The sequence below is a fragment of the Streptococcus mitis subsp. hohhotensis genome (assembly GCF_020089495.2).
GTDB classification, from domain to species: domain Bacteria; phylum Bacillota; class Bacilli; order Lactobacillales; family Streptococcaceae; genus Streptococcus; species Streptococcus hohhotensis.
On record NZ_JAIRCA020000022.1, the window covers coordinates 1 to 23,011 of the forward strand.

Here is a 23,011-nt window from a genome sequence, read left to right on the forward strand (position 1 = left end):
AAAAACCTTTATTTGTTATGCAAAAAAATAGAAGATAGGATAGAGAATCACTTTGATGATCTCAATCACACCTCCTATTCAAGTAGTTAGATCACTAACTTAATGACATTGGCTGGTGGGCTACCTTTTGTGTTAGAAAATGCCGATAAGGGTCTGCATACCGAGACTGGTGAGAATGATGGCTATCCAGCAAATGGCTCCGAGAATAATGGATTTTCCGCTGGATTTGACCATAGCGACCAGATTTGTTTTGAGACCGATAGCACTCATGGCCATGATAATGAGGAATTTGGAGAGTTGTTTGAGAGGGGTAAAGAAACTACTGGATACCCCAAGAGAGGTCAGTAGGGTGGTTAGGAGAGATGCAAGGATAAAGTAAAGGATAAAAAGTGGGAAGACTTTTTTCAGTTGAAGGCCTTGCTTATTTTTTTGCTCGCGACTTTGCCAGTAGGAGAGAAAGAGAGTGATGGGGATGATAGCCAGTGTCCGCGTAAGTTTGACAATGGTTGCGGATTCGAGGGTATTGGTCTGGTAGAGACTGTCCCAAGCGCTAGCTGTGGCGGTTACAGAGGAAGTATCATTGACCGCAGTCCCTGCAAAGAGGGGGAAGCCTTCATTGGATAGATGAAGCCAGGTACCTAGCGTTGGAAATATGAGCGCAGCCAAGACATTGAAGAAAAAGATAACGGAGATGGCTTGGGCTACTTCCTTTTCCTTGGCATGGATAACGGGCGCTGTCGCCGCAATGGCAGAGCCCCCACAGATAGAAGACCCCACTCCAATCAAGGTAGCCAGTTTTGTGTCCAGTGCAAAGAAACGCTGGAAGAGGTAGGCAACAATCAAGGCTATTGAAATGGTGGAAAGGATGACAGGGAGTGAAGATTGCCCAACTGCGAAGACTTGCGAGATATTGAGACCAAAACCAAGCAAGATAACGGCATACTGGAGCAATTTCTTGGAACTAAAGGTCAATCCAGCATCCAGTTGTTTATAGGGTGAGAGAAAGGGATGGAGAAGCATGCCTATGAAAATGGCAAAAACGGGCGCGCCAATCACAGGGAAGAATCCTCCTAAGTACCAAGATAGGATGGAAATGAGAAGGCAGGCCAAGATGCCTGCTCCATTTTTTGATAGAAATGACATAAAAACCTCCAAATAGAATCTGTTACCATTATAGACCTGTAAAGAGGAAAAGTAAAATAGAAAGTGGAAAGTGGAAAGTTATTCTATAATGTATTTTTGCGGTCGGGGGGCTTTTGTAGTATAATAGAGATACGTTTTTACAGTAGGAGGTATCTATGGACTTAACTAAGCGCTTTAATAAACAGTTAGATAAGATTCAAGTTTCGTTGATTCGTCAGTTTGACCAGGCTATTTCGGAGATTCCTGGGGTCTTGCGTTTGACCTTGGGGGAACCTGATTTTACAACGCCAGATCATGTTAAGGAGGCGGCCAAGCGAGCGATTGATCAGAACCAATCCTACTATACAGGGATGAGTGGTCTGCTAACTCTACGTCAGGCGGCCAGTGATTTTGTTAAGGAAAAGTATCAACTGGACTATGCTCCTGAAAATGAAATCTTAGTTACAATTGGGGCGACAGAGGCTTTATCTGCTACTTTGACGGCTATTTTGGAAGAGGGAGACAAGGTGCTCTTGCCAGCTCCTGCCTATCCAGGCTATGAACCGATTGTTAACTTAGTTGGGGCAGAAATTGTTGAGATTGATACGACTGAAAATGGGTTTGTCTTGACTCCTGAAATGTTGGAGAAGGCCATTTTGGAGCAAGGTGACAAGCTCAAGGCGGTTATTCTCAACTATCCAGCTAATCCGACAGGAATTACCTATAGTCGGGAACAATTGGAGTCCTTGGCAGCTGTTTTACGCAAGTACGAGATTTTCGTTGTCTGTGATGAGGTCTACTCAGAATTGACCTACACAGGCGAAGCCCATGTGTCTCTGGGAACCATGTTGAGAGATCAGGCTATTATTATCAATGGTCTATCTAAATCACATGCCATGACAGGTTGGCGTTTGGGATTAATTTTCGCTCCTGCGGCTTTCACAGCTCAGTTAATCAAGAGTCACCAGTACTTGGTGACTGCCGCAAATACCATGGCGCAACACGCTGCGGTGGAGGCCTTGACGGCTGGTAAAAACGATGCGGAGCCTATGAAGAAGGAATATATCCAGCGTCGGGACTATATTATAGAGAAAATGACTGCTCTTGGTTTTGAGATTATCAAACCAGACGGTGCCTTCTATATCTTTGCTAAGATTCCAGCTGGTTACAACCAAGACTCATTTGCCTTTCTCAAGGATTTTGCTCAGAAGAAGGCTGTTGCCTTTATCCCTGGTGCTGCCTTTGGGCGTTATGGAGAAGGTTATGTTCGCCTGTCTTATGCAGCCAGCATGGAGACTATCAAAGAAGCCATGAAACGACTTGAGGAGTATATGAGAGAAGCATGATTCAGTCTATCACGAGTCAAGGATTGGTGCTCTACAATCGTAACTTTCGTGAGGATGACAAGTTAGTCAAGATTTTTACAGAGCAGGCTGGCAAGCGCATGTTTTTCGTTAAACATGCTGGCCAGTCTAAGCTGGCGCCGGTTATTCAGCCCTTGGTGCTGGCTCGATTTCTCTTACGAATCAATGATGATGGGCTTAGTTACATCGAGGACTATCATGAGGTGATGACTTTTCCCAAGATTAATAGTGACCTCTTTGTCATGGCCTATGCGACCTATGTAGCGGCTCTTGCAGATGCTAGTTTGCAGGACAATCAGCAGGATGCTCCCTTGTTTGCTTTTTTGCAAAAGACTTTGGAGTTGATGGAAGCTGGCTTGGATTATCAAGTTTTGACCAATATTTTTGAAATTCAAATCTTGACTCGATTTGGGATCAGCCTCAATTTTAATGAGTGTGTCTTTTGTCATCGGGTTGGTCAGGCTTTTGACTTTTCTTTCAAATATGGAGCCTGCCTCTGTCCAGATCATTATCATGAAGATGAGAGACGTTGCCATCTCAATCCCAATATCCCTTATCTGCTCAATCAATTTCAAGCCATTGATTTTGAGACCTTGGAGACCATTTCGCTCAAGCCTGAAATCAAGCAAGAGCTACGCCAATTTATGGATCAACTCTACGAAGAGTACGTTGGGATTCACCTAAAATCAAAGAAATTTATTGATTCCCTAGCAGACTGGGGACAATTACTAAAAGAGGAAAAGAAATGAAAAAAATCGCAGTAGATGCCATGGGAGGCGATTACGCACCTCAGGCCATCGTTGAGGGTGTCAATCAAGCCCTTGCTGACTTTTCAGATATTGAGGTTCAACTCTACGGAGATGAAGCTAAAATCAAGCAATATCTGACAGCGACAGAGCGCGTCAGCATTATCCATACGGATGAGAAGATTGATTCAGACGATGAACCTACGAGAGCTATTCGGAAGAAGAAAAATGCTAGTATGGTCTTGGCGGCCAAGGCTGTCAAAGAAGGTGAAGCAGACGCTGTCCTATCGGCTGGGAATACAGGTGCTTTACTAGCAGCAGGATTTTTCATCGTGGGTCGTATCAAGAACATCGATCGTCCTGGGCTTATGTCGACTTTGCCGACTGTAGATGGGAAGGGGTTTGACATGCTGGACCTCGGTGCCAATGCGGAAAATACAGCCCAGCACCTCCATCAATATGCGGTTCTAGGTTCCTTCTATGCTAAAAATGTTCGTGGTATTGCGCAACCACGCGTTGGCTTGCTCAACAATGGAACAGAGAGTAGTAAGGGCGACCCGCTTCGTAAGGAAACCTATGAATTACTGGTGGCTGATGAAAGTTTAAACTTTATCGGAAATGTGGAAGCACGTGATTTGATGAATGGCGTTGCGGATGTTGTTGTGGCAGATGGTTTCACGGGAAACGCTGTGCTCAAATCCATCGAAGGGACAGCCATGGGAATCATGGGCTTGCTCAAGATAGCTATTACAGGTGGTGGTCTCCGAGCGAAACTAGGCGCCCTCCTTCTCAAGGACAGCCTTAGAGGTTTGAAAAAACAGCTCAATTATTCAGATGTTGGTGGAGCAGTCTTGTTTGGTGTCAAGGCACCTGTTGTCAAGACTCATGGCTCAAGCGATGCCAAGGCTGTTTATAGTACAATCCGCCAGATTCGTACCATGCTAGAAACAGACGTAGTTGCCCAGACTGCGCGTGAATTTTCAGGAGAATAAAAGAGATGACAGAAAAAGAAATTTTTGACCGTATTGTGACCATTATCCAAGAGCGACAGGGAGAGGACTTTGTCGTGACAGAATCCTTGAGTCTGAAAGACGATTTGGATGCGGACTCAGTTGACTTGATGGAGTTTATCTTGACACTGGAAGATGAATTTAATATCGAAATCAGCGATGAGGAAATTGACCAACTCCAAAGTGTAGGAGATGTGGTAGAAGTCGTCAAAAGTAAAGAATAGCAAGAAGCAACATGCAAGTCGTGTTGCTTTTTTATTGTCAGGGAAAATAAAAAATTTAGAACTTTTAGTGGGAATTACGAATAGATAGGTGAGGAAGAAAAAGAGGAGTATTTATGTATGTGACTGGTTTTTATCCGTGGTTTATTAAGTTATTTTTTAAATAAAATTTAATTTCGTTGTACATTTTCGAATTGTTTTTCGAATAGATAAGTAAGAGGAAAAGGAAGGAGATTAGAAATGATTATTTCAGTTATTTATCCAATCTGGCTATTTAAGTGGCTTAGAGGATAAACATTAAACATATAAAAATATATACAAATTGAGGAGAAAAATATGACAAATTTTGACAAAATGGAACAGAACTTTGTAGCTCTTACAGAAGAAGAGTTGGTGAATGTGGATGGGGGATTCTTTGGTCCTGTATTGTTTACTATTTGGTGAACAAAAGTATTAGTAGGCCATGCTCTATCAGCAGGTGTAGCAGTAGGTTTTGCTGCTCTAGCTACTAATTAATAGATGAAGGGGATAGATAATGAATTATAACTTTGAAAATATGAAATCAGATGAATTGGAAAAAATTTCAGGTGGCACTGTAGTAGGTGCTCTTGCGTTAGCATGGGGTGTAACCAAGGCGCTTGGAATCATTGGTGGTACAGCTGTTTCTGTTTACGTTGCAGGAAAAAGCGTTAAAGCAATAGGCGATTGGGGACTTTCAAGATTGCGATAATTTTTTAATACTTATGAGGTGATTCAATGAAAAATGAAATAACTAGAGTAATAAAAATTGTTTTATTGTTTGTCTCTATGGCTATCATGAATTTGATGTTGCTTGGAATATTAGCTATGCTTGGTTTTTCTTTGACGGGCAGTGTGGATAGTTACCTCATGCCACCTTTATTTTCTACTCTTGTGTTGCTCTTCATTAACAAGATGATAACAAGGTTAGACAGACAGAAGGAAAAATAAGAGCTTGCTATGAAAAAATTTTTATTAGGTTTTGTTTTAACAGCTTACAGCATATTATTAATTTATTCTCTATTTAATTTAGAAAAGGTATCGTTGGAGAGCTGTATTTTGTTAGTAGCATTGACATACTATATTAATAAAAAAGAAACATTTAAACCCAAAGTGAATTATACTAATAATATTTTAGGAAGTGATTATCAGTTTACAGCAATGACAGAAAAAGAACGATAATCAATGAAAACAAGAACAGAGTAAAGAGTCTCGTAAAAGGTATATTATCGGAGGTTTATCTGATGTAGATCTAGTTACATGGGATTACTATATTTAAGATAAAACATTTTGGAGAAATCATAAATTTTCAAATAAAATTTAATTTAGTTGTACATTTTCGAATTGTTTTTCGAATAAATAAGTGAGAAGAAAAAAGAAAGGAATAAAATAATGAAAGAACATTACTATGGATTTGTTGAGCTAACTTCGGAAGAATTGACCGATATTCAAGGTGGAGAAAATTGGACGAAGACCCTTGTAGATTGGTACATTGGATTTCGTAGAGGTTTAGGTTTTTAGGAGGATAAGCGATGAATGAAATGAATGATAAGTATACTATTGAGGTATTAAAGGAAAGCGACTTAGCTTTGCTGGTGGGTGGTAGTGAGGAAAGTTATCAAGGGGGTCTAATTACAGGTCTATTGTTACGTAGTGTATTTATTGGAATCCCATTTTTTAGAAGATAAGATTTAGAAAAAATAGAACAATAGGAGAAAAAGATGACAAATTTTGACAAAATGGAGCAGAACTTTGTAGCTCTTACAGAAGAAGAGTTGGTGAATGTAGATGGGGGAGCATTACCTCTTGTAGTCGCTGGAGTATCTATTTGGAAGATAGGTGCAGCAGTAGCAGGTGGAGCAGCAGCGCTTTTTGCTGGAGGAGCAGCTTTGGGGTATTATGCGAATAGACCATAATCTGATTGTAGTCAGAGAGGCATTTCTATGTTTTTAAAAAAAGAAGTGATATTATTAGGGGTATTGTTATCGCTACGTATTATTTTTACTATCGTTCAAATTTTAATTGATTATAAAATATTATCTGGACAGTATAGTGTAAATTTTATGGATATTTCAGAAGTATTTACTTATCCAATACTCATTTTACTCATTTACATAGCAATAAAATATAATACAAAGGAGTAATGACGAATATGAACTTAGAACAATTTTATCAATTATCTGACGATGAATTAGTGGGAACAAAAGGTGGTTTTGGTCTTGCGGAAGCAGTTGGGATTGCAGGAGTACTGAATGCTGCTGTACAAATTTTTAATGCTGGTTACAAATTTGGTTCAGATTTTGCTCGTCGTGGGCGTTAGATAATGAACAGTTGCAACCTTAATCTTAATACATTGTTACCTAAACTAGCCACTATATGTCCTTTGTTGGGAATAACTCTTAATCTCGTGCTTCATGTGATTCGTACAGGTTCGTTAGTATCCTTTAATTGGCAATGGACTTTGGTTGGTTTGCTTTTCTCAGCATATTTTGGTATTTTTCGCAAAGATTTGTCAAAAAATAATCAAAACTATAAATGAAGAACATGAATCAAAAGGATTTTATGTATATGAATGGTAGCGTTTTTCCGCCATTCTTGTCAGGTAATTAGGAGTTTCTTATGAAAACATTTTTATTAGGTTTTGCTGAGGGTTATTTTACCGTATCGCTCATAATCTACATCGCAACGTATTTGATTTTGAAAAATCCGATCAATACTCTATTTTATCCAGAAATTTACCCTGTTTTATTTGGGCTCTTTTATCTAGGATATAAGGCCAATAAAAAGCGAGTAGAGTAAACAGTTAAGAATGACTTATTATTCTGCGCTAAAATGGCTAGGCTAGAATCTAAGAATGCATCACATTGGAGTTTAATATGAAATTTGTTAAATCAATACTGAAAGTTTTGCCTGAAATCATGGTATTACTTAGTTCAATGTCTTATATCATCATCAGATTAGTAGCTGATATGAATAAAGTATCTTTACCTACTTGGTTTGATAGTTTCAATATACCAATGATTGCATTATTTATGATGGTCTTCATTCTTTTATACAGAAGTAAAGAAAAAAAGAATGGATAAATTTGAAGTAGTAGACGCTCTATAGGGAATAGGTGTCTTATAGTAACGAATCAAAAAAGGAGTAACTATGAATCGTAATTTAGAACGGTGTTATCTATTCTGACTAGGAATAGATCATACCAGAGGTGGCTTAGAAATAGCAGGGACATTAAAAATTGAAGTAACTTTAAATAGGATGTCGTAAAGGTTACTATCAATGATTTATTTGTTCCAAGCTTGCCTAGGGTGTCCGAAAAAAATCATTTTCCTTTCAATAGCATATTTTTAGTAGGTAGGACGTTTGTTCTGCCTATTTTTTGCCAAAAGTGCAGTTGAGATGTTTATTTGGAGTTTTACATATATTTTTGATAAAATAGTTATAGAAATTAGGAGAGTTGAAGAAAAGAAATGAAGAAGGTTTTAAAATATTTTTTAGTATTTGTTTTTCTATTTTTGATGAATATTTTCATCTTTAAGATACTAGCAACTCTGGGATTTCAGCTGACAATGAGTGAAAAGAGTTATATTGTACCACCGCTGTTTTCGATTATCGTTTTATATATGATTGACAAAAGAATTAGGCAGAAAAAGAAATAAATATATATTTTAGGCATGACTTTTGTTCTGCCTATTTTTTTATCCAAAAAGTACAGTTGGGAGGGGGATAGGCGCATTTGGGGAGGAAGTCCAGATTTTGTTTGGGGATTGGGGTAAGATAGTTATTATCAGATGAGTTTATACTCTTCGAAAATCAAATTCAAACCACGTCAACGTCGCCTTGCCGTATATATGTGACTGACTTCGTCAGTCCTATCTACAACCTCAAAACAGTGTTTTGAGCAGCCTGCGGCTAGTTTACTCTTTGATTTTCATTTAGTATTAGAAAAAGGAGATGAATATGAAATTTGGGAAACGTCACTATCGTCCGCAGGTGGATCAGATGGACTGCGGTGTAGCTTCATTAGCCATGGTTTTTGGCTACTATGGTAGTTACTATTCTTTAGCTCACTTGCGAGAATTGGCCAAGACGACCATGGATGGGACGACGGCTTTGGGCTTGGTCAAGGTGGCAGAGGAGATTGGCTTTGAGACGCGAGCGATTAAGGCGGATATGACGCTCTTTGACTTGCCAGATTTGACCTTTCCTTTTGTTGCCCATGTGCTTAAGGAAGGGAAATTGCTCCACTACTATGTGGTGACTGGGCAGGATAAGGATAGCATTCATATTGCCGATCCAGATCCTGGGGTGAAATTGACCAAACTGCCACGTGAGCGTTTTGCGGAAGAATGGACAGGGGTGACTCTGTTTATGGCACCTAGTCCAGACTATAAGCCCCATAAGGATCAAAAGAATGGCCTGCTCTCTTTTATCCCTATATTAGTGAAGCAGCGTGGCTTGATTGCCAATATCGTTTTGGCAACACTCTTGGTTACCGTGATTAACATTGTGGGTTCTTATTATCTGCAGTCTATCATTGATACCTATGTGCCAGATCAGATGCGTTCGACGCTGGGGATTATCTCTATCGGACTGGTCATCGTCTATATTCTCCAGCAGGTCTTGTCTTATGCTCAGGAGTATCTCTTACTTGTTTTGGGGCAACGCTTGTCGATTGATGTGATTTTGTCCTATATCAAGCATGTTTTTCACCTGCCTATGTCCTTTTTTGCGACACGTCGTACAGGGGAAATCGTTTCTCGTTTTACAGATGCTAACAGTATCATTGATGCGCTGGCTTCGACCATTCTTTCGATTTTCCTAGATGTATCAACGGTTGTCATTATTTCCCTTGTTTTATTTTCACAAAATACCAATCTCTTTTTCATGACTTTATTGGCACTTCCTATCTATACAGTGATTATCTTTGCTTTTATGAAGCCGTTTGAAAAGATGAATCGGGATACCATGGAAGCCAATGCAGTTCTGTCTTCTTCTATCATTGAGGACATCAACGGTATTGAGACTATTAAGTCCTTGACCAGTGAGAGTCAGCGTTACCAAAAAATTGACAAGGAATTTGTGGATTATCTGAAAAAATCCTTTACCTATAGTAGGGCAGAGAGTCAGCAAAAGGCTCTGAAAAAAGTTGCCCATCTCTTGCTCAATGTCGGCATTCTCTGGATGGGGGCTGTTCTGGTCATGGATGGCAAGATGAGTTTGGGGCAGTTGATTACCTATAATACCTTGCTGGTTTACTTTACAAATCCTTTGGAAAATATCATCAACCTGCAAACCAAGCTTCAGACAGCGCAGGTTGCCAATAACCGTCTAAATGAAGTGTATCTGGTAGCTTCGGAGTTTGAGGAGAAGAAAACGGTTGAGGATTTGAGCTTGATGAAGGGAGATATGACCTTCAAGCAGGTTTACTATAAGTATGGTTATGGTCGAGACGTCTTGTCGGATATCAATTTGACTATTCCGCAGGGTTCTAAGGTTGCTTTTGTGGGAATTTCAGGGTCAGGTAAGACGACCTTGGCCAAGATGATGGTTAATTTTTACGACCCAAGTCAAGGGGAGATTAGTCTGAGTGGTGTCAATCTCAATCAGATTGATAAAAAAGCCCTGCGCCAGTATATCAACTATCTGCCTCAACAGCCCTATGTCTTTAACGGAACGATTTTGGAGAATCTTCTTTTGGGAGCCAAGGAGGGGACGACTCAAGAGGATATCTTACGGGCGGTCGAATTGGCAGAGATTCGGGAGGATATCGAGCGTATGCCCCTGAATTACCAGACAGAGTTGACTTCGGATGGGGCAGGGATCTCAGGTGGCCAACGGCAGAGAATCGCTTTGGCGCGTGCTCTCTTGACGGATGCCCCTGTATTGATTTTGGATGAGGCGACTAGCAGTTTGGATATTTTGACAGAGAAGCGAATTGTCGATAATCTTATGGCTTTAGACAAGACCTTGATTTTCATTGCTCACCGCTTGACCATTGCTGAGCGGACAGAGAAGGTTGTAGTCTTGGATCAGGGAAAGATTGTCGAAGAAGGAAAGCATGCTGATTTGCTTGCACAGGGTGGCTTCTACGCCCATTTGGTGAATAGCTAGAAAGAGGAGAGGATGAAACCAGAATTTTTAGAAAGTGCGGAGTTTTATAACCGTCGTTATCATAATTTTTCCAGTCGGGTGATTGTACCCATGTCCCTTCTGCTCGTGTTTTTGCTTGGCTTTGCAACATTTGCAGAGAAGGAGATGAGTTTGTCTGCTAGAGCTACTGTCGAGCCTAGTCGAATCCTTGCAAATATCCAGTCAACTAGCAACAATCGCATTCTTGTCAATCATTTGGAAGAAAATAAGCTGGTAAAAAAGGGAGAACTGTTGGTTCAATATCAGGAAGGGGCAGAGGGTGTCCAAGCGGAGGCCTATGCTAGTCAGTTGGACATGCTCAAGGATCAAAAAAAGCAATTGAAGTATTTGCAGAAGAGCTTGCAAGAAGGGGAGAACCACTTTCCAGAGGAGGATAAGTTTGGCTACCAAGCCACCTTTCGCGACTACATCAGTCAAGCAGGCAGTCTTAGGGCTAGTACATCGCAACAAAATGAGACCATCGCATCCCAGAATGCAGCAGCTAGTCAGACTCAAGCCGAAATCGGCAACCTCATCAGCCAAACAGAGGCTAAAATTCGCGATTACCAGACAGCTAAGTCAGCTATTGAAACAGGTGCTTCCTTGGCCAATCAGAATCTAGCCTACTCTCTCTACCAGTCCTATAAGTCTCAGGGCGAGGAAAATCCGCAATCTAAGGCCCAAGCAGTTGCGCAGGTTGAAGCACAGCTTTCTCAGTTAGAATCCAGTCTTGCTACTTACCGTGTCCAGTATGTAGGTTCAGGTACCCAACAAGCCTATGCGTCAGGCTTAAGCAGTCAATTGGAATCTCTTAAATCCCAACATTTGGCTAAGGTTGGTCAGGAATTGACCCTTCTAGACCAGAAAATCTTGGAGGTGGAGTCAGGTAAGAAGGTACAGGGAAATCTTTTAGACAAGGGGAAAATTACGGCAAGTGAGGATGGGGTGCTTCACCTTAATCCTGAGACCAGTGATTCTACTATGGTAGCAGAAGGTGCCTTACTAGCCCAACTCTATCCGTCCTTGGAAAAAGAAGGGAAAGCCAAACTTATAGCTTATCTAAGTTCAAAAGATGTAGCAAGGATCAAGGTCGGTGATTCTGTTCGCTATACGACGACTCATGATGCCAAGAATCAACTTTTCCTAGATTCTACTATTACAAGTATTGATGCGACAGCTACTAAGACTGAAAAAGGGAATTTCTTTAAAATCGAGGCGGAGACTAATCTAACTTCAGAGCAGGCTGAAAAACTTCGATATGGGGTGGAAGGTCGCCTGCAGATGATTACGGGCAAGAAAAGTTACCTACGTTATTATTTGGATCAATTTTTGAACAAAGAGTAATGTTCGTGTTTTTAGAGTTAAATGATTTTAAAACTGTGAGAAAGATTCTTCTTGCAGTTTTTTCTTTATGATTTTCGAGATTGTTACATTATTTATTCGGTTAAATTCTTGTAATTTTAGGTTTTTTATGGTAGAATGTGCTCAAGTAATACGAAAGGCGAACTTTAAAATGTCAAAACAATTGATCTATTCGGGAAAAGCTAAAGATATCTATACAACTGAGGATGAAAATCTTATTATTTCAACTTACAAGGACCAGGCGACTGCTTTCAATGGTGTTAAGAAGGAACAGATTGCAGGTAAGGGAGTGTTGAATAATCAGATTTCATCTTTTATTTTTGAGAAATTAAATGCGGCTGGTGTGGTGACTCACTTTGTGGAGAAGCTTTCAGATACGGAACAACTCAATAAAAAGGTGGAAATCATTCCTTTGGAAGTCGTGCTTCGCAACTACACGGCTGGTTCCTTTTCAAAACGTTTTGGCGTAGACGAAGGAATCGCATTTGAGACTCCGATTGTTGAATTTTACTATAAAAATGATGATTTGGATGACCCGTTTATCAATGATGAGCATGTGAAATTCCTAAAGATTGCGGATGACCAGCAAATCGCCTACTTGAAGGAAGAAACCCGTCGTATTAATGAACTTTTAAAAGCCTGGTTTGCTGAGATTGGGCTTAAGTTGATTGACTTTAAGCTAGAGTTCGGTTTTGATAAGGATGGCAAGATTATCTTAGCAGATGAATTTTCACCAGATAACTGCCGTTTGTGGGATGCGGATGGCAACCACATGGATAAGGATGTTTTCCGTAGGGATCTAGGTGAATTAACAGATGTTTATGAAGTTGTTTGGGAGAAGCTGCAAGGTTTGAAATAATCTGTTTGCAACGGAAAACCTTCGTCTCTCAACTAAAAGAACTCAGGCTGAAAAGGTCCCCCAGACCTTTTCACTCCGTAGGGGACTAGGTGAACTAATCGATGTCTACGAGATTGTTTGGGAAAAGTTGCAAGAATTGAAATAACAACCTCAAGGTCGTTGGAACATTGCAAGAGCTGAAATAAAGGAATAAGAATTGATGGATAAACGTATTTTTGTTGAGAAAAAGTCTGATTTTCAGGTCAAGTCAGAGAGTTTGGTTAGAGAACTCCAGCACAACTTGGGACTTTCAAGCTTGAAAAGTATTCGCATCGTGCAAGTTTATGATGTATTTGACTTGGCAGAGGACCTGTTTGCACCTGCAGAGAAGCACATCTTCTCTGAGCAGGTGACAGACCATGTCTTGGATGAAGCTGCTGTACAGGCGGATCTTGCTAACTATGCTTTCTTTGCTATTGAAAGCCTGCCAGGGCAGTTTGACCAGCGTGCAGCTTCTTCGCAAGAAGCCTTGCTTTTGTTGGGAAGTTCGAGTGATGTAACGGTTAATACAGCCCAACTTTACTTGGTCAATAAAGACATTGATGCGACTGAGTTAGAGGCGGTTAAGAACTACTTGCTCAATCCAGTTGATTCTCGTTTCAAGGACATCACGACAGGGATTGCCAAGCAGGAATTTTCTGAGTCAGACAAGACCATTCCTAAATTGACTTTCTTTGAAAGCTATACGGCAGAAGACTTTGCTCGCTACAAGGCCGAGCAAGGGATGGCCATGGAAGTGGATGATTTGCTTTTTATCCAAGACTACTTTAAGTCAATCGGGCGTGTGCCAACTGAGACGGAACTCAAGGTTTTGGATACTTACTGGTCTGACCACTGCCGTCACACGACGTTTGAGACTGAGTTGAAGCAGATTGATTTCTCAGCTTCTAAATTCCAAAAACAATTGCAGTCAACCTATGACAAATATATCGCTATGCGTGAGGAGTTGGGGCGTTCTGAAAAACCGCAAACCTTGATGGATATGGCAACTATTTTCGGTCGTTATGAGCGTGCTAATGGACGTTTGGACGACATGGAAGTGTCTGATGAAATAAACGCCTGCTCAGTCGAAATCGAAGTGGACGTTGATGGTGTGAAAGAACCATGGCTCCTCATGTTTAAAAACGAAACCCATAATCACCCAACGGAAATTGAGCCATTTGGTGGAGCGGCTACCTGTATCGGTGGAGCTATTCGTGATCCGTTGTCAGGCCGTTCATACGTTTACCAAGCTATGCGTATCTCAGGCGCTGGTGATATTACAGCTCCGATTTCGGAAACTCGCGCTGGGAAATTGCCACAACAAGTCATTTCGAAGACAGCGGCCCATGGTTATTCTTCTTACGGTAACCAGATTGGGCTTGCAACAACCTACGTTCGTGAATACTTCCACCCAGGCTTTGTAGCTAAACGCATGGAGCTAGGTGCTGTTGTCGGTGCAGCTCCTAAGGGCAATGTTGTCCGTGAAAAACCGGAAGCGGGTGATGTGATTATCTTGCTCGGTGGGAAGACTGGACGTGATGGTGTCGGTGGTGCGACAGGTTCTTCTAAGGTTCAAACAGTTGAATCTGTAGAGACTGCTGGAGCTGAGGTTCAAAAAGGGAATGCAATCGAAGAACGTAAGATTCAGCGCCTCTTCCGTAATGGTGATGTCACTCGTCTCATCAAGAAATCCAACGACTTTGGTGCTGGTGGTGTCTGTGTAGCCATCGGTGAATTGGCAGACGGTCTTGAAATCGACCTCAACAAGGTGCCTCTTAAATACCAGGGCTTGAATGGCACAGAAATTGCCATCTCTGAATCACAAGAACGGATGGCAGTCGTGGTTCGTCCTAAGGATGTAGATGCCTTCGTTGTTGAATGTAACAAAGAGAATATTGATGCTGTTGTGGTTGCGACAGTAACTGAAAAACCAAATCTAGTCATGCACTGGAATGGTGAAACCATTGTAGACTTGGAACGCCGTTTCCTTGATACCAATGGTGTGCGCGTGGTCGTTGATGCTAAGGTTGTGGACAAGGATGTCAAGCTTCCAGAAGAACGTCAAACATCTGCTGACACACTTGAAGCAGATACCCTTACGGTTCTATCTGACCTCAACCATGCGAGTCAAAAAGGCTTACAAACCATCTTTGACTGCTCTGTTGGTCGTTCAACGGTCAATCACCCACTTGGTGGTCGCTATCAACTCACACCAACTGAGGCATCTGTGCAGAAATTACCAGTTCAACATGGTGTGACTCATACTGCGTCAGTCATTGCTCAAGGTTTCAACCCTTATATTGCAGAATGGTCTCCATACCACGGTGCTGCCTATGCGGTGATCGAAGCAACTGCTCGTTTGGTTGCTGCTGGTGCAAACTGGTCTAAGGCTCGCTTCTCTTACCAAGAGTACTTCGAGCGCATGGACAAACAAGCTGAGCGTTTTGGTCAGCCAGTGGCAGCTCTCCTAGGCTCCATCGAAGCTCAGATTCAGCTTGGCTTGCCATCTATCGGTGGTAAGGACTCTATGTCTGGTACCTTTGAAGAATTGACCGTACCACCAACCTTGGTTGCTTTTGGAGTGACAACAGCAGATAGCCGTAAGGTGCTCTCTCCAGAATTTAAAGTTGCTGGGGAAAACATCTACTACATCCCAGGTCAAGCTCTTGCTGCAGAGATTGATTTTGCCTTAATTAAGAAAAACTTTGCTCAGTTTGAAGCCCTTCAAAAGGCTTACAAAGTAACAGCAGCTTCAGCTGTTAAATACGGTGGTGTGCTTGAAAGTTTGGCACTTGCTACTTTTGGAAATCATATCGGTGCAGAGGTGATCTTGCCTGAACTTGAGACAGCTTTGACAGCTCAATTGGGTGGATTTGTCTTTACATCTCCTGAAGAAATTGCTGGAGTAGAGAGAATCGGTCAAACGAAAGCAGACTTTACACTCCTTGTCAACGGTGTGAAGCTAGATGGACACAAGCTTGACAGTGCCTTCCAAGGAAAACTGGAAGAAGTTTACCCAACAGAATTTGCCCAAGCCAAAGAACTAGTAGAAGTTCCAGCTGTCGCTACTAACACAGTAATCCAAGCTAAAGAAAAAGTTGAAAAACCGGTAGTCTATATCCCAGTCTTCCCGGGCACCAACTCAGAATATGACTCAGCTAAGGCCTTCGAAAAAGAAGGTGCAGAGGTTAACTTGGTACCATTCGTGACCTTGCATGAAGAAGCCATTGTCAAGTCAGTTGAAACCATGGTTGACAACATCGGAAAGGCTAACATCCTCTTCTTTGCAGGTGGTTTCTCAGCTGCGGACGAACCAGATGGTTCAGCCAAGTTTATTGTTAATATTCTGCTTAATGAAAAAGTGCGTGCAGTTATTGATAGCTTTATCGCCCGTGGTGGCTTGATTATCGGTATCTGTAACGGCTTCCAAGCTTTGGTCAAATCAGGTCTTCTTCCATACGGAAACTTTGAAGATGCCAAAAGTACTAGCCCAACCCTTTTCTACAATGATGCCAACCAACACGTAGCCAAGATGGTGGAAACTCGGATTGCCAATACCAACTCGCCATGGTTGGCTGGGGTGCAAGTGGGTGATATCCACGCTATTCCTGTTTCACACGGTGAAGGGAAGTTTGTCGTGACGGCTGAGGAATTTGCAGAGCTCCGTGACAATGGTCAAATCTTTAGCCAATACGTTGACTTTGACGGCAAACCAAGTATGGATTCTAAGTTCAATCCGAATGGTTCTGTCCATGCCATCGAAGGAATTACCAGCAAGAACGGCCAAATCATTGGTAAGATGGGACACTCAGAACGTTATGAGGATGGTCTTTTCCAAAATATCCCAGGAAATAAAGATCAGCACCTGTTTGCGTCGGCGGTTAAATACTTTACTGGAAAATAAGATTTACAGATTTTCTAATAGATAGTATCAGTAATGTAAAAGTCATGTAGATTTATCTCTTGACGATTGCAAATGAAAATTAGGTATAAAAATGACATACGAAGTAAAATCTCTTAATGAAGAATGTGGTGTTTTCGGTATCTGGGGACATCCAGATGCTGCTAAATTGACCTATTTTGGTCTCCATAGTCTTCAGCACCGTGGTCAGGAGGGGGCAGGAATCCTCTCCAATGATCAGGGACAATTGAAGCGCCATCGTGACATGGGTCTTCTATCAGAAGTCTTCAGAAATCCTGCTAATTTGGATAAATTGACGGGAACTAGTGCGATTGGTCACGTGCGTTATGCGACTGCTGGCGAAGCTTCTGTAGATAACATTCAGCCTTTCCTCTTCCGTTTTCACGATATGCAGTTTGGCTTGGCTCATAATGGGAATCTGACCAATGCGGCCTCTCTCAAGAAAGAATTGGAAGATAGAGGAGCGATTTTCAGCGCGACTTCGGACTCGGAAATCTTGGCTCACCTCATTCGTCGCAGTCACAATCCGAACTTAATGGGCAAAATCAAGGAAGCGCTCAGCCTTGTCAAAGGTGGTTTTGCCTATATCTTGCTGTTTGAGGACAAGTTGATTGCGGCTCTTGACCCCAATGGTTTCCGTCCGCTTTCTATCGGGAAAATGGCTAATGGAGCGGTGGTTGTTTCCTCTGAAACTTGTGCTTTTGAGGTCATTGGTGCCGAGTGGATTCGTGATTTGAAGCCAGGTGAGATTGTCATCATTGATGACAAGGGAATCCAGTATGATAGCTATACAGACGATACTCAGTTAGCAATCTGTTCTATGGAGTATATCTACTTTGCCCGCCCTGATTCTAACATCCACGGTGTCAATGTCCACACGGCACGTAAACGTATGGGTGCCCAATTAGCGCGAGAATTCAAGTATGAGGCGGATATTGTGGTCGGTGTGCCCAATTCTTCCCTCAGCGCAGCCATGGGATTTGCGGAAGAATCTGGTTTGCCAAATGAAATGGGTCTTATCAAGAACCAATACACCCAACGTACCTTTATCCAACCGACTCAAGAATTGCGGGAGCAAGGGGTACGGATGAAATTGTCTGCAGTTTCTGGTGTTGTCAAAGGCAAGCGTGTTGTTATGATTGATGACTCTATTGTACGAGGAACAACCTCTCGTCGTATCGTTCAGCTTTTGAAAGAAGCAGGTGCGACTGAAGTTCACGTTGCTATTGGCAGTCCAGCACTAGCTTATCCATGCTTCTATGGAATTGATATCCAGACCCGTCAGGAGCTAATTGCGGCCAATCATAATGTTGAAGAAACTCGCCAAATCATTGGTGCGGACAGTCTGACCTATCTTTCAATTGATGGCTTGATTGAGTCGATTGGGATCGAAACAGATGCGCCAAATGGCGGTCTCTGTGTCGCTTACTTTGACGGTGACTACCCAACACCTCTCTACGATTATGAAGAAGACTATCGTCGAAGCTTGGAAGAAAAGACTAGTTTTTACAAATAGATGACAGATTCTCCATTAAAGAAAAGGAATATAAAAATGACAAACAAGAATGCTTATGCTTCGCGTTTCACCACTGACTAAAAGCTAAAGCATTTGTCAGTAGACGCTTTGTCCTATAGGATCAAAGCTAGAGCCCTGACTAGTATTTTTAGATAAAATAATTGTTTATCTAAAAATACGTCGCAATCTTCTCAAAGAAAAGGAAAAATAAAATGGCAAATAAAAATGCATATGCCCAGTCGGGTGTGGATGTTGAAGCGGGTTATGAAGTTGTTGAACGAATCAAAAAGCACGTGGCTCGTACGGAGCGTGCAGGTGTCATGGGAGCTATTGGTGGTTTTGGTGGTATGTTTGACCTTTCAAAAACAGGTGTCAAAGAACCTGTCTTGATTTCAGGGACTGACGGTGTCGGAACTAAGATCATGCTGGCTATCAAGTACGACAAGCACGATACTATCGGTCAGGACTGTGTGGCCATGTGTGTTAATGATATCATCGCTGCAGGTGCAGAGCCCCTCTATTTCCTCGACTATGTGGCGACAGGGAAGAATGAACCAGCTAAGCTAGAACAAGTGGTTGCTGGAGTCGCTGAAGGTTGTGTGCAGGCTGGTGCTGCCCTCATCGGTGGAGAAACGGCTGAAATGCCTGGCATGTACGGCGAAGATGACTATGACTTGGCTGGTTTTGCGGTCGGTGTGGCTGAAAAATCTCAAATCATTGACGGTTCAAAGGTGGCAGAAGGAGATATTCTTCTCGGACTTGCTTCAAGTGGGATTCATTCCAATGGGTACTCTCTCGTCCGTCGTGTCTTTGCGGATTACACAGGTGAGGAAGTCCTACCAGAATTGGAAGGTAAGCAACTCAAGGAAGTCCTTCTTGAGCCAACTCGTATCTATGTCAAGGCTGTCTTACCACTTATCAAGGAAGAGTTGGTCAATGGCATTGCCCACATTACAGGTGGCGGCTTTATCGAAAATGTCCCTCGTATGTTTGTAGCTGACTTGGCTGCTGAGATTGAAGAAGACAAAGTTCCAGTCTTGCCAATCTTCAAAGCTCTTGAAAAATATGGTAAAATCAAACACGAAGAAATGTTTGAAATCTTCAATATGGGTGTGGGACTTATGCTAGCAGTTAGCCCTGAAAATGTAAGTCGTGTCAAGGAATTGTTGGATGAACCAGTCTATGAAATTGGTCGTATCGTCAAGAAAGAAAACGAAAGTGTCATCATCAAATGAAAAAAATAGCGGTTTTTGCCTCGGGTAATGGCTCAAATTTTCAGATGATAGCCGAACAATTTCCAGTAGAGTTTGTCTTTTCAGACCATCGTGACGCCTATGTGCTCGAACGTGCAGACAAGCTCGGCGTTCTGTCCTATGCTTTTGAACTCAAGGAGTTTGAGAGCAAGGCAGACTACGAAGCGGCCCTTGTCGAACTCTTGGAAGAACACCAGATTGACTTGGTTTGTCTAGCAGGCTACATGAAAATCGTTGGGCCAACTTTATTAGCAGCTTATGAGGGCCGAATTATCAACATTCATCCAGCCTACCTGCCAGAATTTCCAGGAGCTCATGGGATTGAAGATGCTTGGAATGCTGGTGTTGCTGAGAGTGGCGTGACCATTCACTGGGTGGACTCAGGTGTGGATACAGGAAAGATTATCAAACAAGTCCGTGTGCCACGGCTGGCTGATGATGCCATAGCCAGCTTTGAAGAACGTATTCATGCCACCGAGTATCAGCTCTATCCTCAAGTGTTGGAGAGTTTAGGGGTGGGTAGAAGATAAGAAGTAAATCAAGTTTTGATTTTGCAATATTGCTAGGAGAAAAAATGATTGAGATAAAATTAGTAGATGAGAGCAGTTTTCAGGCAGTGCTGGATTTGAAAATATCTGAAGCTGATGAACGAGCACGTTTCGTGTCTCCAAATGTACGCTCTTTAGCTGACGCATGGCTCTACCGAGAGAATGGGGATGTGTTTCCAATGGCAATTTATTGGAATGAGCTTGTAGTTGGTTTTCTCCTGTTGGAAATAGATAAGGATGAAGAGGAATACTTTATCTGGCGGATAATGATTGGTCAGCAGTACCAAGGAAGAGGTCATGGTCGAAAAGCCTTGGAAGTTCTGATCAAAAAGGCTCAGATGGATATCGCTTGCAATCATATTATTGCAGATTATGTGGTTGGAAATGAAAAAATGAAGCACCTGCTGACTAGTCTTGGTTTTCAGGAAACAGGATTTATAGAAGAAAATAACGAAGTCGCTATGCGTTTGGACCTAAAGAAAGAGGAATAGAATGACGAAAAAAGCCCTAATCAGCGTCTCAGACAAAGCGGGCATTGTTGAATTTGCCCAAGAACTCAAAAAAACTTGGTTGGGAGATTATCTCGACAGGTGGAACTAAGGTTGCCCTTGATAATGCTGGGGTGGAAACCATTGCCATTGATAATTCATATGATATCTTTGATTTTAAATTGGAGTCAGTGCTTGTTGAAGACGGCTTCAAACGGAGGTATTTGTAATGTTAGAATCTAAAAAAACAACTCGATATGTATTTTATATCTATCTGATGTTATTAACTTGGGGAATCTTATTTAAGTTTGAAACTAATCCTGAATTTATAGCATTTTTCTTAGCTCCAAGGTACATCAATTGGATTCCATTTTCAGAACCACTAATAGTAGATGGAAAAATTGTTTTTGCTGAAATGTTATTTAATCTGATTTCCTTTATTCCATTAGGTGTTTGTTTCCCTCTGATAAAAACTAATTTATCTAGTTTAAAAATAGTCGGGACAGGTTTCTTGATTAGTTTATTGTTTGAGTGCTTACAGTATATTTTAGCAATAGGTATAACAGATATAACGGATTTGACTTTAAATACGCTAGGTGTTTGTGTAGGCTTACTGATTTATCAAATTTTTATAAGAGTGTTCAAATCACAGACTAGAAAATGGGTCAATATCTTAGGTATGCTTAGCCTTGGTTTTGCTTATTTTGTTTTACTGTTACTGCATTTAATTGATGTTTAACTAATGATTAAAAAGGAGAATATAATGACTAAACGCGCCTTAATCAGCGTCTCAGACAAAGCGGGCATTGTTGAATTTGCCCAAGAACTTAAAAAACTTGGTTGGGATATTATCTCGACAGGTGGGACAAAGGTTGCCCTTGATAATGCTGGGGTAGATACCATTGCGATTGATGATGTGACCGGTTTTCCAGAAATGATGGACGGTCGTGTCAAGACCCTTCATCCAAATATCCACGGTGGACTCCTCGCTCGTCGTGACTTGGATAGTCACCTGGAAGCGGCCAAAGACAATCAAATCGAGCTCATCGACCTTGTAGTGGTCAACCTCTATCCCTTTAAAGAAACGATTCTCAAACCAGATGTGACTTATGCTGATGCGATGGAGAATATCGATATCGGCGGGCCATCTATGCTTCGTTCAGCAGCGAAGAATCATGCCAGCGTAACAGTTGTTGTAGACCCTGTTGACTATGATGTGGTGTTTAACGAATTGTCAGCCAACGGCGAAACGACTTACGAAACCCGTCAACGTCTGGCAGCTAAGGTTTTCCGTCACACAGCGGCTTATGATGCCTTGATTGCAGAATATTTCACAGCTCAAGTGGGCGAAAGCAAACCTGAAAAGTTAACCTTGACCTATGACCTCAAACAAGCCATGCGCTATGGGGAAAATCCTCAACAGGATGCAGATTTCTACCAAAAAGCTTTGCCGACAGATTACTCCATTGCTTCAGCCAAACAGCTCAACGGGAAAGAATTGTCATTCAATAACATCCGTGACTCGGATGCTGCCATTCGTATCATCCGTGACTTCAAAGATAGTCCAACCGTTGTGGCTCTCAAACACATGAACCCATGCGGTATCGGTCAGGCTGATGACATTGAGACTGCTTGGGACTACGCTTATGAGTCTGACCCAGTGTCTATCTTTGGTGGAATTGTCGTTCTCAACCGTGAGGTAGATGCTGCGACAGCCGAGAAGATGCATGGTGTTTTCCTTGAAATCATCATCGCACCAAGTTATACGGATGAAGCGCTAGCTATTTTGACTAATAAAAAGAAAAACTTGCGTATCCTTGCCTTGCCATTTGACGCACAAGATGCCAGTGAAGTAGAAGCAGAATACACAGGTGTAGTTGGTGGACTTCTGGTGCAAAATCAAGACGTAGTGAAAGAAAGCCCAGCTGATTGGCAAGTGGTTACCAAACGCCAACCAACTGAGACAGAAGCGACAGCTCTTGAGTTTGCATGGAAGGCTATCAAGTATGTCAAATCAAACGGCATTATCGTGACCAACGACCACATGACACTCGGTGTTGGCCCAGGTCAAACCAACCGTGTGGCTTCTGTTCGTATGGCGATTGACCAAGCTAAAAACCGCCTTGACGGTGCTGTGCTTGCTTCCGATGCCTTCTTCCCATTTGCGGATAATGTGGAAGAAATCGCCAAAGCAGGTATCAAAGCTATCATCCAGCCTGGGGGATCAGTTCGTGACCAAGAATCCATCGAAGCTGCGGATAAATATGGCTTGACTATGGTCTTCACAGGAGTGAGACATTTTAGACATTAAGAACGTTAAAGGGAAGAAAACAGTTTCTTTCCTTTTTTGCGTAAAAATGCGGAGTGAAACAAGATTAAAACGAACGTTTGTGATATAATGTTATTAAAAAATTCGCAAAAGAGGTTGA

General features: G+C 41.9%; 29 protein-coding genes and 1 pseudogene. 29 read left to right on the forward strand and 1 reads right to left on the reverse strand.

Features of this window, described 5'->3' with window-relative positions; translation table 11 throughout:
- Window positions 1–132: 132 nt before the first annotated feature.
- Window positions 133–1,143: a YeiH family protein gene (locus tag K4Z77_RS08420; RefSeq protein ID WP_224219032.1), complete on the reverse strand. Its 1,011-nt coding sequence runs from the start codon at window positions 1,141–1,143 to the stop codon at window positions 133–135.
- A gap of 155 nt (window positions 1,144–1,298) precedes the next feature.
- Between K4Z77_RS08420 and K4Z77_RS08425 the strand changes: the two genes are divergently transcribed.
- The 29 genes and pseudogenes from K4Z77_RS08425 to purH all read left to right on the forward strand — a co-directional run bounded on the left by K4Z77_RS08425 (window position 1,299) and on the right by purH (window position 22,893).
- Window positions 1,299–2,468: a pyridoxal phosphate-dependent aminotransferase gene (locus tag K4Z77_RS08425; RefSeq protein ID WP_224219033.1), complete on the forward strand. Its 1,170-nt coding sequence runs from the start codon at window positions 1,299–1,301 to the stop codon at window positions 2,466–2,468.
- Entirely contained in the window at window positions 2,465–3,235 is a 771-nt protein-coding gene (recO, locus tag K4Z77_RS08430; protein ID WP_084925955.1) for a DNA repair protein RecO, read from the forward strand. The genes K4Z77_RS08425 and recO overlap by 4 nt, the downstream gene beginning before the upstream one ends.
- The gene (gene plsX, locus K4Z77_RS08435; protein WP_000717440.1) at window positions 3,232–4,224 is read left to right on the forward strand and encodes a phosphate acyltransferase PlsX; all 993 of its coding nucleotides are present in this window, start codon (window positions 3,232–3,234) and stop codon (window positions 4,222–4,224) included. The genes recO and plsX overlap by 4 nt, the downstream gene beginning before the upstream one ends.
- Before the next feature lie 5 nt (window positions 4,225–4,229).
- Window positions 4,230–4,466, forward strand: a complete 237-nt coding sequence (locus K4Z77_RS08440; RefSeq protein ID WP_000136444.1) for an acyl carrier protein — start codon at window positions 4,230–4,232, stop codon at window positions 4,464–4,466.
- 333 nt (window positions 4,467–4,799) lie between these two features.
- Window positions 4,800–4,907, forward strand: coding sequence for a class IIb bacteriocin, lactobin A/cerein 7B family (locus K4Z77_RS08445; RefSeq protein WP_224219034.1), 108 nt, complete (start codon window positions 4,800–4,802; stop codon window positions 4,905–4,907).
- A 91-nt stretch (window positions 4,908–4,998) separates the two neighbouring features.
- Window positions 4,999–5,193, forward strand: a complete 195-nt coding sequence (locus K4Z77_RS08450; RefSeq protein ID WP_224219035.1) for a hypothetical protein — start codon at window positions 4,999–5,001, stop codon at window positions 5,191–5,193.
- 26 nt (window positions 5,194–5,219) lie between these two features.
- Window positions 5,220–5,432, forward strand: a complete 213-nt coding sequence (locus tag K4Z77_RS08455) for a hypothetical protein (protein ID WP_000787045.1) — start codon at window positions 5,220–5,222, stop codon at window positions 5,430–5,432.
- Between the two features lie 9 nt (window positions 5,433–5,441).
- Window positions 5,442–5,663, forward strand: a complete 222-nt coding sequence (locus tag K4Z77_RS08460; protein WP_000714131.1) for a hypothetical protein — start codon at window positions 5,442–5,444, stop codon at window positions 5,661–5,663.
- A 210-nt stretch (window positions 5,664–5,873) separates the two neighbouring features.
- Window positions 5,874–6,002 (forward strand): smi_0059.1 family bacteriocin-like peptide, encoded by a 129-nt coding sequence (locus K4Z77_RS08465; protein WP_000658222.1) that lies wholly within the window; start codon window positions 5,874–5,876, stop codon window positions 6,000–6,002.
- 11 nt (window positions 6,003–6,013) lie between these two features.
- A complete protein-coding gene (locus K4Z77_RS08470; RefSeq protein WP_001004582.1) occupies window positions 6,014–6,169 on the forward strand; it encodes a hypothetical protein in 156 nt (51 codons plus the stop codon).
- Between the two features lie 33 nt (window positions 6,170–6,202).
- Window positions 6,203–6,397, forward strand: coding sequence for a class IIb bacteriocin, lactobin A/cerein 7B family (locus K4Z77_RS08475; protein WP_000180831.1), 195 nt, complete (start codon window positions 6,203–6,205; stop codon window positions 6,395–6,397).
- Window positions 6,398–6,424: 27 nt separating this feature from the next.
- Window positions 6,425–6,625 carry a hypothetical protein gene (locus K4Z77_RS08480; RefSeq protein WP_000478866.1) on the forward strand — a complete coding sequence of 67 codons (201 nt, stop codon included), beginning with the start codon at window positions 6,425–6,427 and terminating at the stop codon, window positions 6,623–6,625.
- 8 nt (window positions 6,626–6,633) lie between these two features.
- Window positions 6,634–6,801: a class IIb bacteriocin, lactobin A/cerein 7B family gene (locus K4Z77_RS08485; protein WP_001047582.1), complete on the forward strand. Its 168-nt coding sequence runs from the start codon at window positions 6,634–6,636 to the stop codon at window positions 6,799–6,801.
- Between the two features lie 3 nt (window positions 6,802–6,804).
- The gene (locus K4Z77_RS08490) at window positions 6,805–7,020 is read left to right on the forward strand and encodes a bacteriocin immunity protein (RefSeq protein ID WP_224219036.1); all 216 of its coding nucleotides are present in this window, start codon (window positions 6,805–6,807) and stop codon (window positions 7,018–7,020) included.
- An 80-nt stretch (window positions 7,021–7,100) separates the two neighbouring features.
- Window positions 7,101–7,280, forward strand: a complete 180-nt coding sequence (locus K4Z77_RS08495; RefSeq protein WP_061425561.1) for a hypothetical protein — start codon at window positions 7,101–7,103, stop codon at window positions 7,278–7,280.
- Between the two features lie 77 nt (window positions 7,281–7,357).
- Window positions 7,358–7,564, forward strand: a complete 207-nt coding sequence (locus K4Z77_RS08500) for a bacteriocin immunity protein (protein ID WP_224219037.1) — start codon at window positions 7,358–7,360, stop codon at window positions 7,562–7,564.
- 387 nt (window positions 7,565–7,951) lie between these two features.
- A complete protein-coding gene (locus tag K4Z77_RS08505) occupies window positions 7,952–8,140 on the forward strand; it encodes a hypothetical protein (protein ID WP_224219038.1) in 189 nt (62 codons plus the stop codon).
- A 301-nt stretch (window positions 8,141–8,441) separates the two neighbouring features.
- Window positions 8,442–10,595, forward strand: a complete 2,154-nt coding sequence (gene comA / locus K4Z77_RS08510) for a peptide cleavage/export ABC transporter ComA (protein WP_224219039.1) — start codon at window positions 8,442–8,444, stop codon at window positions 10,593–10,595.
- Window positions 10,596–10,607: 12 nt separating this feature from the next.
- On the forward strand, window positions 10,608–11,957 hold the full coding sequence (comB, locus tag K4Z77_RS08515) for a competence pheromone export protein ComB (protein ID WP_224219040.1): 1,350 nt from the start codon (window positions 10,608–10,610) through the stop codon (window positions 11,955–11,957).
- Window positions 11,958–12,126: 169 nt separating this feature from the next.
- Complete coding sequence (gene purC / locus K4Z77_RS08520) at window positions 12,127–12,834, forward strand: phosphoribosylaminoimidazolesuccinocarboxamide synthase (protein ID WP_224219041.1); 708 nt, start codon at window positions 12,127–12,129, stop codon at window positions 12,832–12,834.
- A gap of 1 nt (window position 12,835) precedes the next feature.
- The gene (locus K4Z77_RS09740) at window positions 12,836–12,979 is read left to right on the forward strand and encodes a phosphoribosylaminoimidazolesuccinocarboxamide synthase (protein WP_080708883.1); all 144 of its coding nucleotides are present in this window, start codon (window positions 12,836–12,838) and stop codon (window positions 12,977–12,979) included.
- A 54-nt stretch (window positions 12,980–13,033) separates the two neighbouring features.
- Window positions 13,034–16,759, forward strand: a complete 3,726-nt coding sequence (locus K4Z77_RS08530) for a phosphoribosylformylglycinamidine synthase (protein WP_224219042.1) — start codon at window positions 13,034–13,036, stop codon at window positions 16,757–16,759.
- A 91-nt stretch (window positions 16,760–16,850) separates the two neighbouring features.
- Window positions 16,851–18,293, forward strand: coding sequence for an amidophosphoribosyltransferase (purF, locus tag K4Z77_RS08535; RefSeq protein ID WP_224219043.1), 1,443 nt, complete (start codon window positions 16,851–16,853; stop codon window positions 18,291–18,293).
- 212 nt (window positions 18,294–18,505) lie between these two features.
- A complete protein-coding gene (purM, locus tag K4Z77_RS08540; protein ID WP_224219044.1) occupies window positions 18,506–19,528 on the forward strand; it encodes a phosphoribosylformylglycinamidine cyclo-ligase in 1,023 nt (340 codons plus the stop codon).
- Window positions 19,525–20,076 carry a phosphoribosylglycinamide formyltransferase gene (gene purN, locus K4Z77_RS08545; RefSeq protein WP_224219045.1) on the forward strand — a complete coding sequence of 184 codons (552 nt, stop codon included), beginning with the start codon at window positions 19,525–19,527 and terminating at the stop codon, window positions 20,074–20,076. Before purM ends, purN begins: the two co-directional genes overlap by 4 nt.
- 44 nt (window positions 20,077–20,120) lie before the next feature.
- Window positions 20,121–20,585 carry a GNAT family N-acetyltransferase gene (locus K4Z77_RS08550; RefSeq protein ID WP_224219046.1) on the forward strand — a complete coding sequence of 155 codons (465 nt, stop codon included), beginning with the start codon at window positions 20,121–20,123 and terminating at the stop codon, window positions 20,583–20,585.
- Window position 20,586: 1 nt separating this feature from the next.
- Window positions 20,587–20,740 (forward strand): annotated as a pseudogene (locus tag K4Z77_RS08555) (bifunctional phosphoribosylaminoimidazolecarboxamide formyltransferase/IMP cyclohydrolase); the annotation flags it as partial.
- Between the two features lie 71 nt (window positions 20,741–20,811).
- Window positions 20,812–21,321, forward strand: a complete 510-nt coding sequence (locus tag K4Z77_RS08560; protein ID WP_224219047.1) for a VanZ family protein — start codon at window positions 20,812–20,814, stop codon at window positions 21,319–21,321.
- Between the two features lie 24 nt (window positions 21,322–21,345).
- A complete protein-coding gene (purH, locus tag K4Z77_RS08565; protein WP_224219048.1) occupies window positions 21,346–22,893 on the forward strand; it encodes a bifunctional phosphoribosylaminoimidazolecarboxamide formyltransferase/IMP cyclohydrolase in 1,548 nt (515 codons plus the stop codon).
- Window positions 22,894–23,011: the final 118 nt, after the last annotated feature.

Excerpts from the sequence above, each read along its gene's own strand:
- K4Z77_RS08420 (WP_224219032.1), bottom strand. The coding sequence starts at position 1,143 with ATGTCATTTCTATCAAAAAATGGAGCAGGCATCTTGGCCTGCCTTCTC.
- K4Z77_RS08425 (WP_224219033.1), top strand. The coding sequence starts at position 1,299 with ATGGACTTAACTAAGCGCTTTAATAAACAGTTAGATAAGATTCAAGTT.
- recO (WP_084925955.1), top strand. The coding sequence starts at position 2,465 with ATGATTCAGTCTATCACGAGTCAAGGATTGGTGCTCTACAATCGTAAC.
- plsX (WP_000717440.1), top strand. The coding sequence starts at position 3,232 with ATGAAAAAAATCGCAGTAGATGCCATGGGAGGCGATTACGCACCTCAG.
- K4Z77_RS08440 (WP_000136444.1), top strand. The coding sequence starts at position 4,230 with ATGACAGAAAAAGAAATTTTTGACCGTATTGTGACCATTATCCAAGAG.
- K4Z77_RS08445 (WP_224219034.1), top strand. The coding sequence starts at position 4,800 with ATGACAAATTTTGACAAAATGGAACAGAACTTTGTAGCTCTTACAGAA.
- K4Z77_RS08450 (WP_224219035.1), top strand. The coding sequence starts at position 4,999 with ATGAATTATAACTTTGAAAATATGAAATCAGATGAATTGGAAAAAATT.
- K4Z77_RS08455 (WP_000787045.1), top strand. The coding sequence starts at position 5,220 with ATGAAAAATGAAATAACTAGAGTAATAAAAATTGTTTTATTGTTTGTC.
- K4Z77_RS08460 (WP_000714131.1), top strand. The coding sequence starts at position 5,442 with ATGAAAAAATTTTTATTAGGTTTTGTTTTAACAGCTTACAGCATATTA.
- K4Z77_RS08465 (WP_000658222.1), top strand. The coding sequence starts at position 5,874 with ATGAAAGAACATTACTATGGATTTGTTGAGCTAACTTCGGAAGAATTG.
- K4Z77_RS08470 (WP_001004582.1), top strand. The coding sequence starts at position 6,014 with ATGAATGAAATGAATGATAAGTATACTATTGAGGTATTAAAGGAAAGC.
- K4Z77_RS08475 (WP_000180831.1), top strand. The coding sequence starts at position 6,203 with ATGACAAATTTTGACAAAATGGAGCAGAACTTTGTAGCTCTTACAGAA.
- K4Z77_RS08480 (WP_000478866.1), top strand. The coding sequence starts at position 6,425 with ATGTTTTTAAAAAAAGAAGTGATATTATTAGGGGTATTGTTATCGCTA.
- K4Z77_RS08485 (WP_001047582.1), top strand. The coding sequence starts at position 6,634 with ATGAACTTAGAACAATTTTATCAATTATCTGACGATGAATTAGTGGGA.
- K4Z77_RS08490 (WP_224219036.1), top strand. The coding sequence starts at position 6,805 with ATGAACAGTTGCAACCTTAATCTTAATACATTGTTACCTAAACTAGCC.
- K4Z77_RS08495 (WP_061425561.1), top strand. The coding sequence starts at position 7,101 with ATGAAAACATTTTTATTAGGTTTTGCTGAGGGTTATTTTACCGTATCG.
- K4Z77_RS08500 (WP_224219037.1), top strand. The coding sequence starts at position 7,358 with ATGAAATTTGTTAAATCAATACTGAAAGTTTTGCCTGAAATCATGGTA.
- K4Z77_RS08505 (WP_224219038.1), top strand. The coding sequence starts at position 7,952 with ATGAAGAAGGTTTTAAAATATTTTTTAGTATTTGTTTTTCTATTTTTG.
- comA (WP_224219039.1), top strand. The coding sequence starts at position 8,442 with ATGAAATTTGGGAAACGTCACTATCGTCCGCAGGTGGATCAGATGGAC.
- comB (WP_224219040.1), top strand. The coding sequence starts at position 10,608 with ATGAAACCAGAATTTTTAGAAAGTGCGGAGTTTTATAACCGTCGTTAT.
- purC (WP_224219041.1), top strand. The coding sequence starts at position 12,127 with ATGTCAAAACAATTGATCTATTCGGGAAAAGCTAAAGATATCTATACA.
- K4Z77_RS08530 (WP_224219042.1), top strand. The coding sequence starts at position 13,034 with ATGGATAAACGTATTTTTGTTGAGAAAAAGTCTGATTTTCAGGTCAAG.
- purF (WP_224219043.1), top strand. The coding sequence starts at position 16,851 with ATGACATACGAAGTAAAATCTCTTAATGAAGAATGTGGTGTTTTCGGT.
- purM (WP_224219044.1), top strand. The coding sequence starts at position 18,506 with ATGGCAAATAAAAATGCATATGCCCAGTCGGGTGTGGATGTTGAAGCG.
- purN (WP_224219045.1), top strand. The coding sequence starts at position 19,525 with ATGAAAAAAATAGCGGTTTTTGCCTCGGGTAATGGCTCAAATTTTCAG.
- K4Z77_RS08550 (WP_224219046.1), top strand. The coding sequence starts at position 20,121 with ATGATTGAGATAAAATTAGTAGATGAGAGCAGTTTTCAGGCAGTGCTG.
- K4Z77_RS08560 (WP_224219047.1), top strand. The coding sequence starts at position 20,812 with ATGTTAGAATCTAAAAAAACAACTCGATATGTATTTTATATCTATCTG.
- purH (WP_224219048.1), top strand. The coding sequence starts at position 21,346 with ATGACTAAACGCGCCTTAATCAGCGTCTCAGACAAAGCGGGCATTGTT.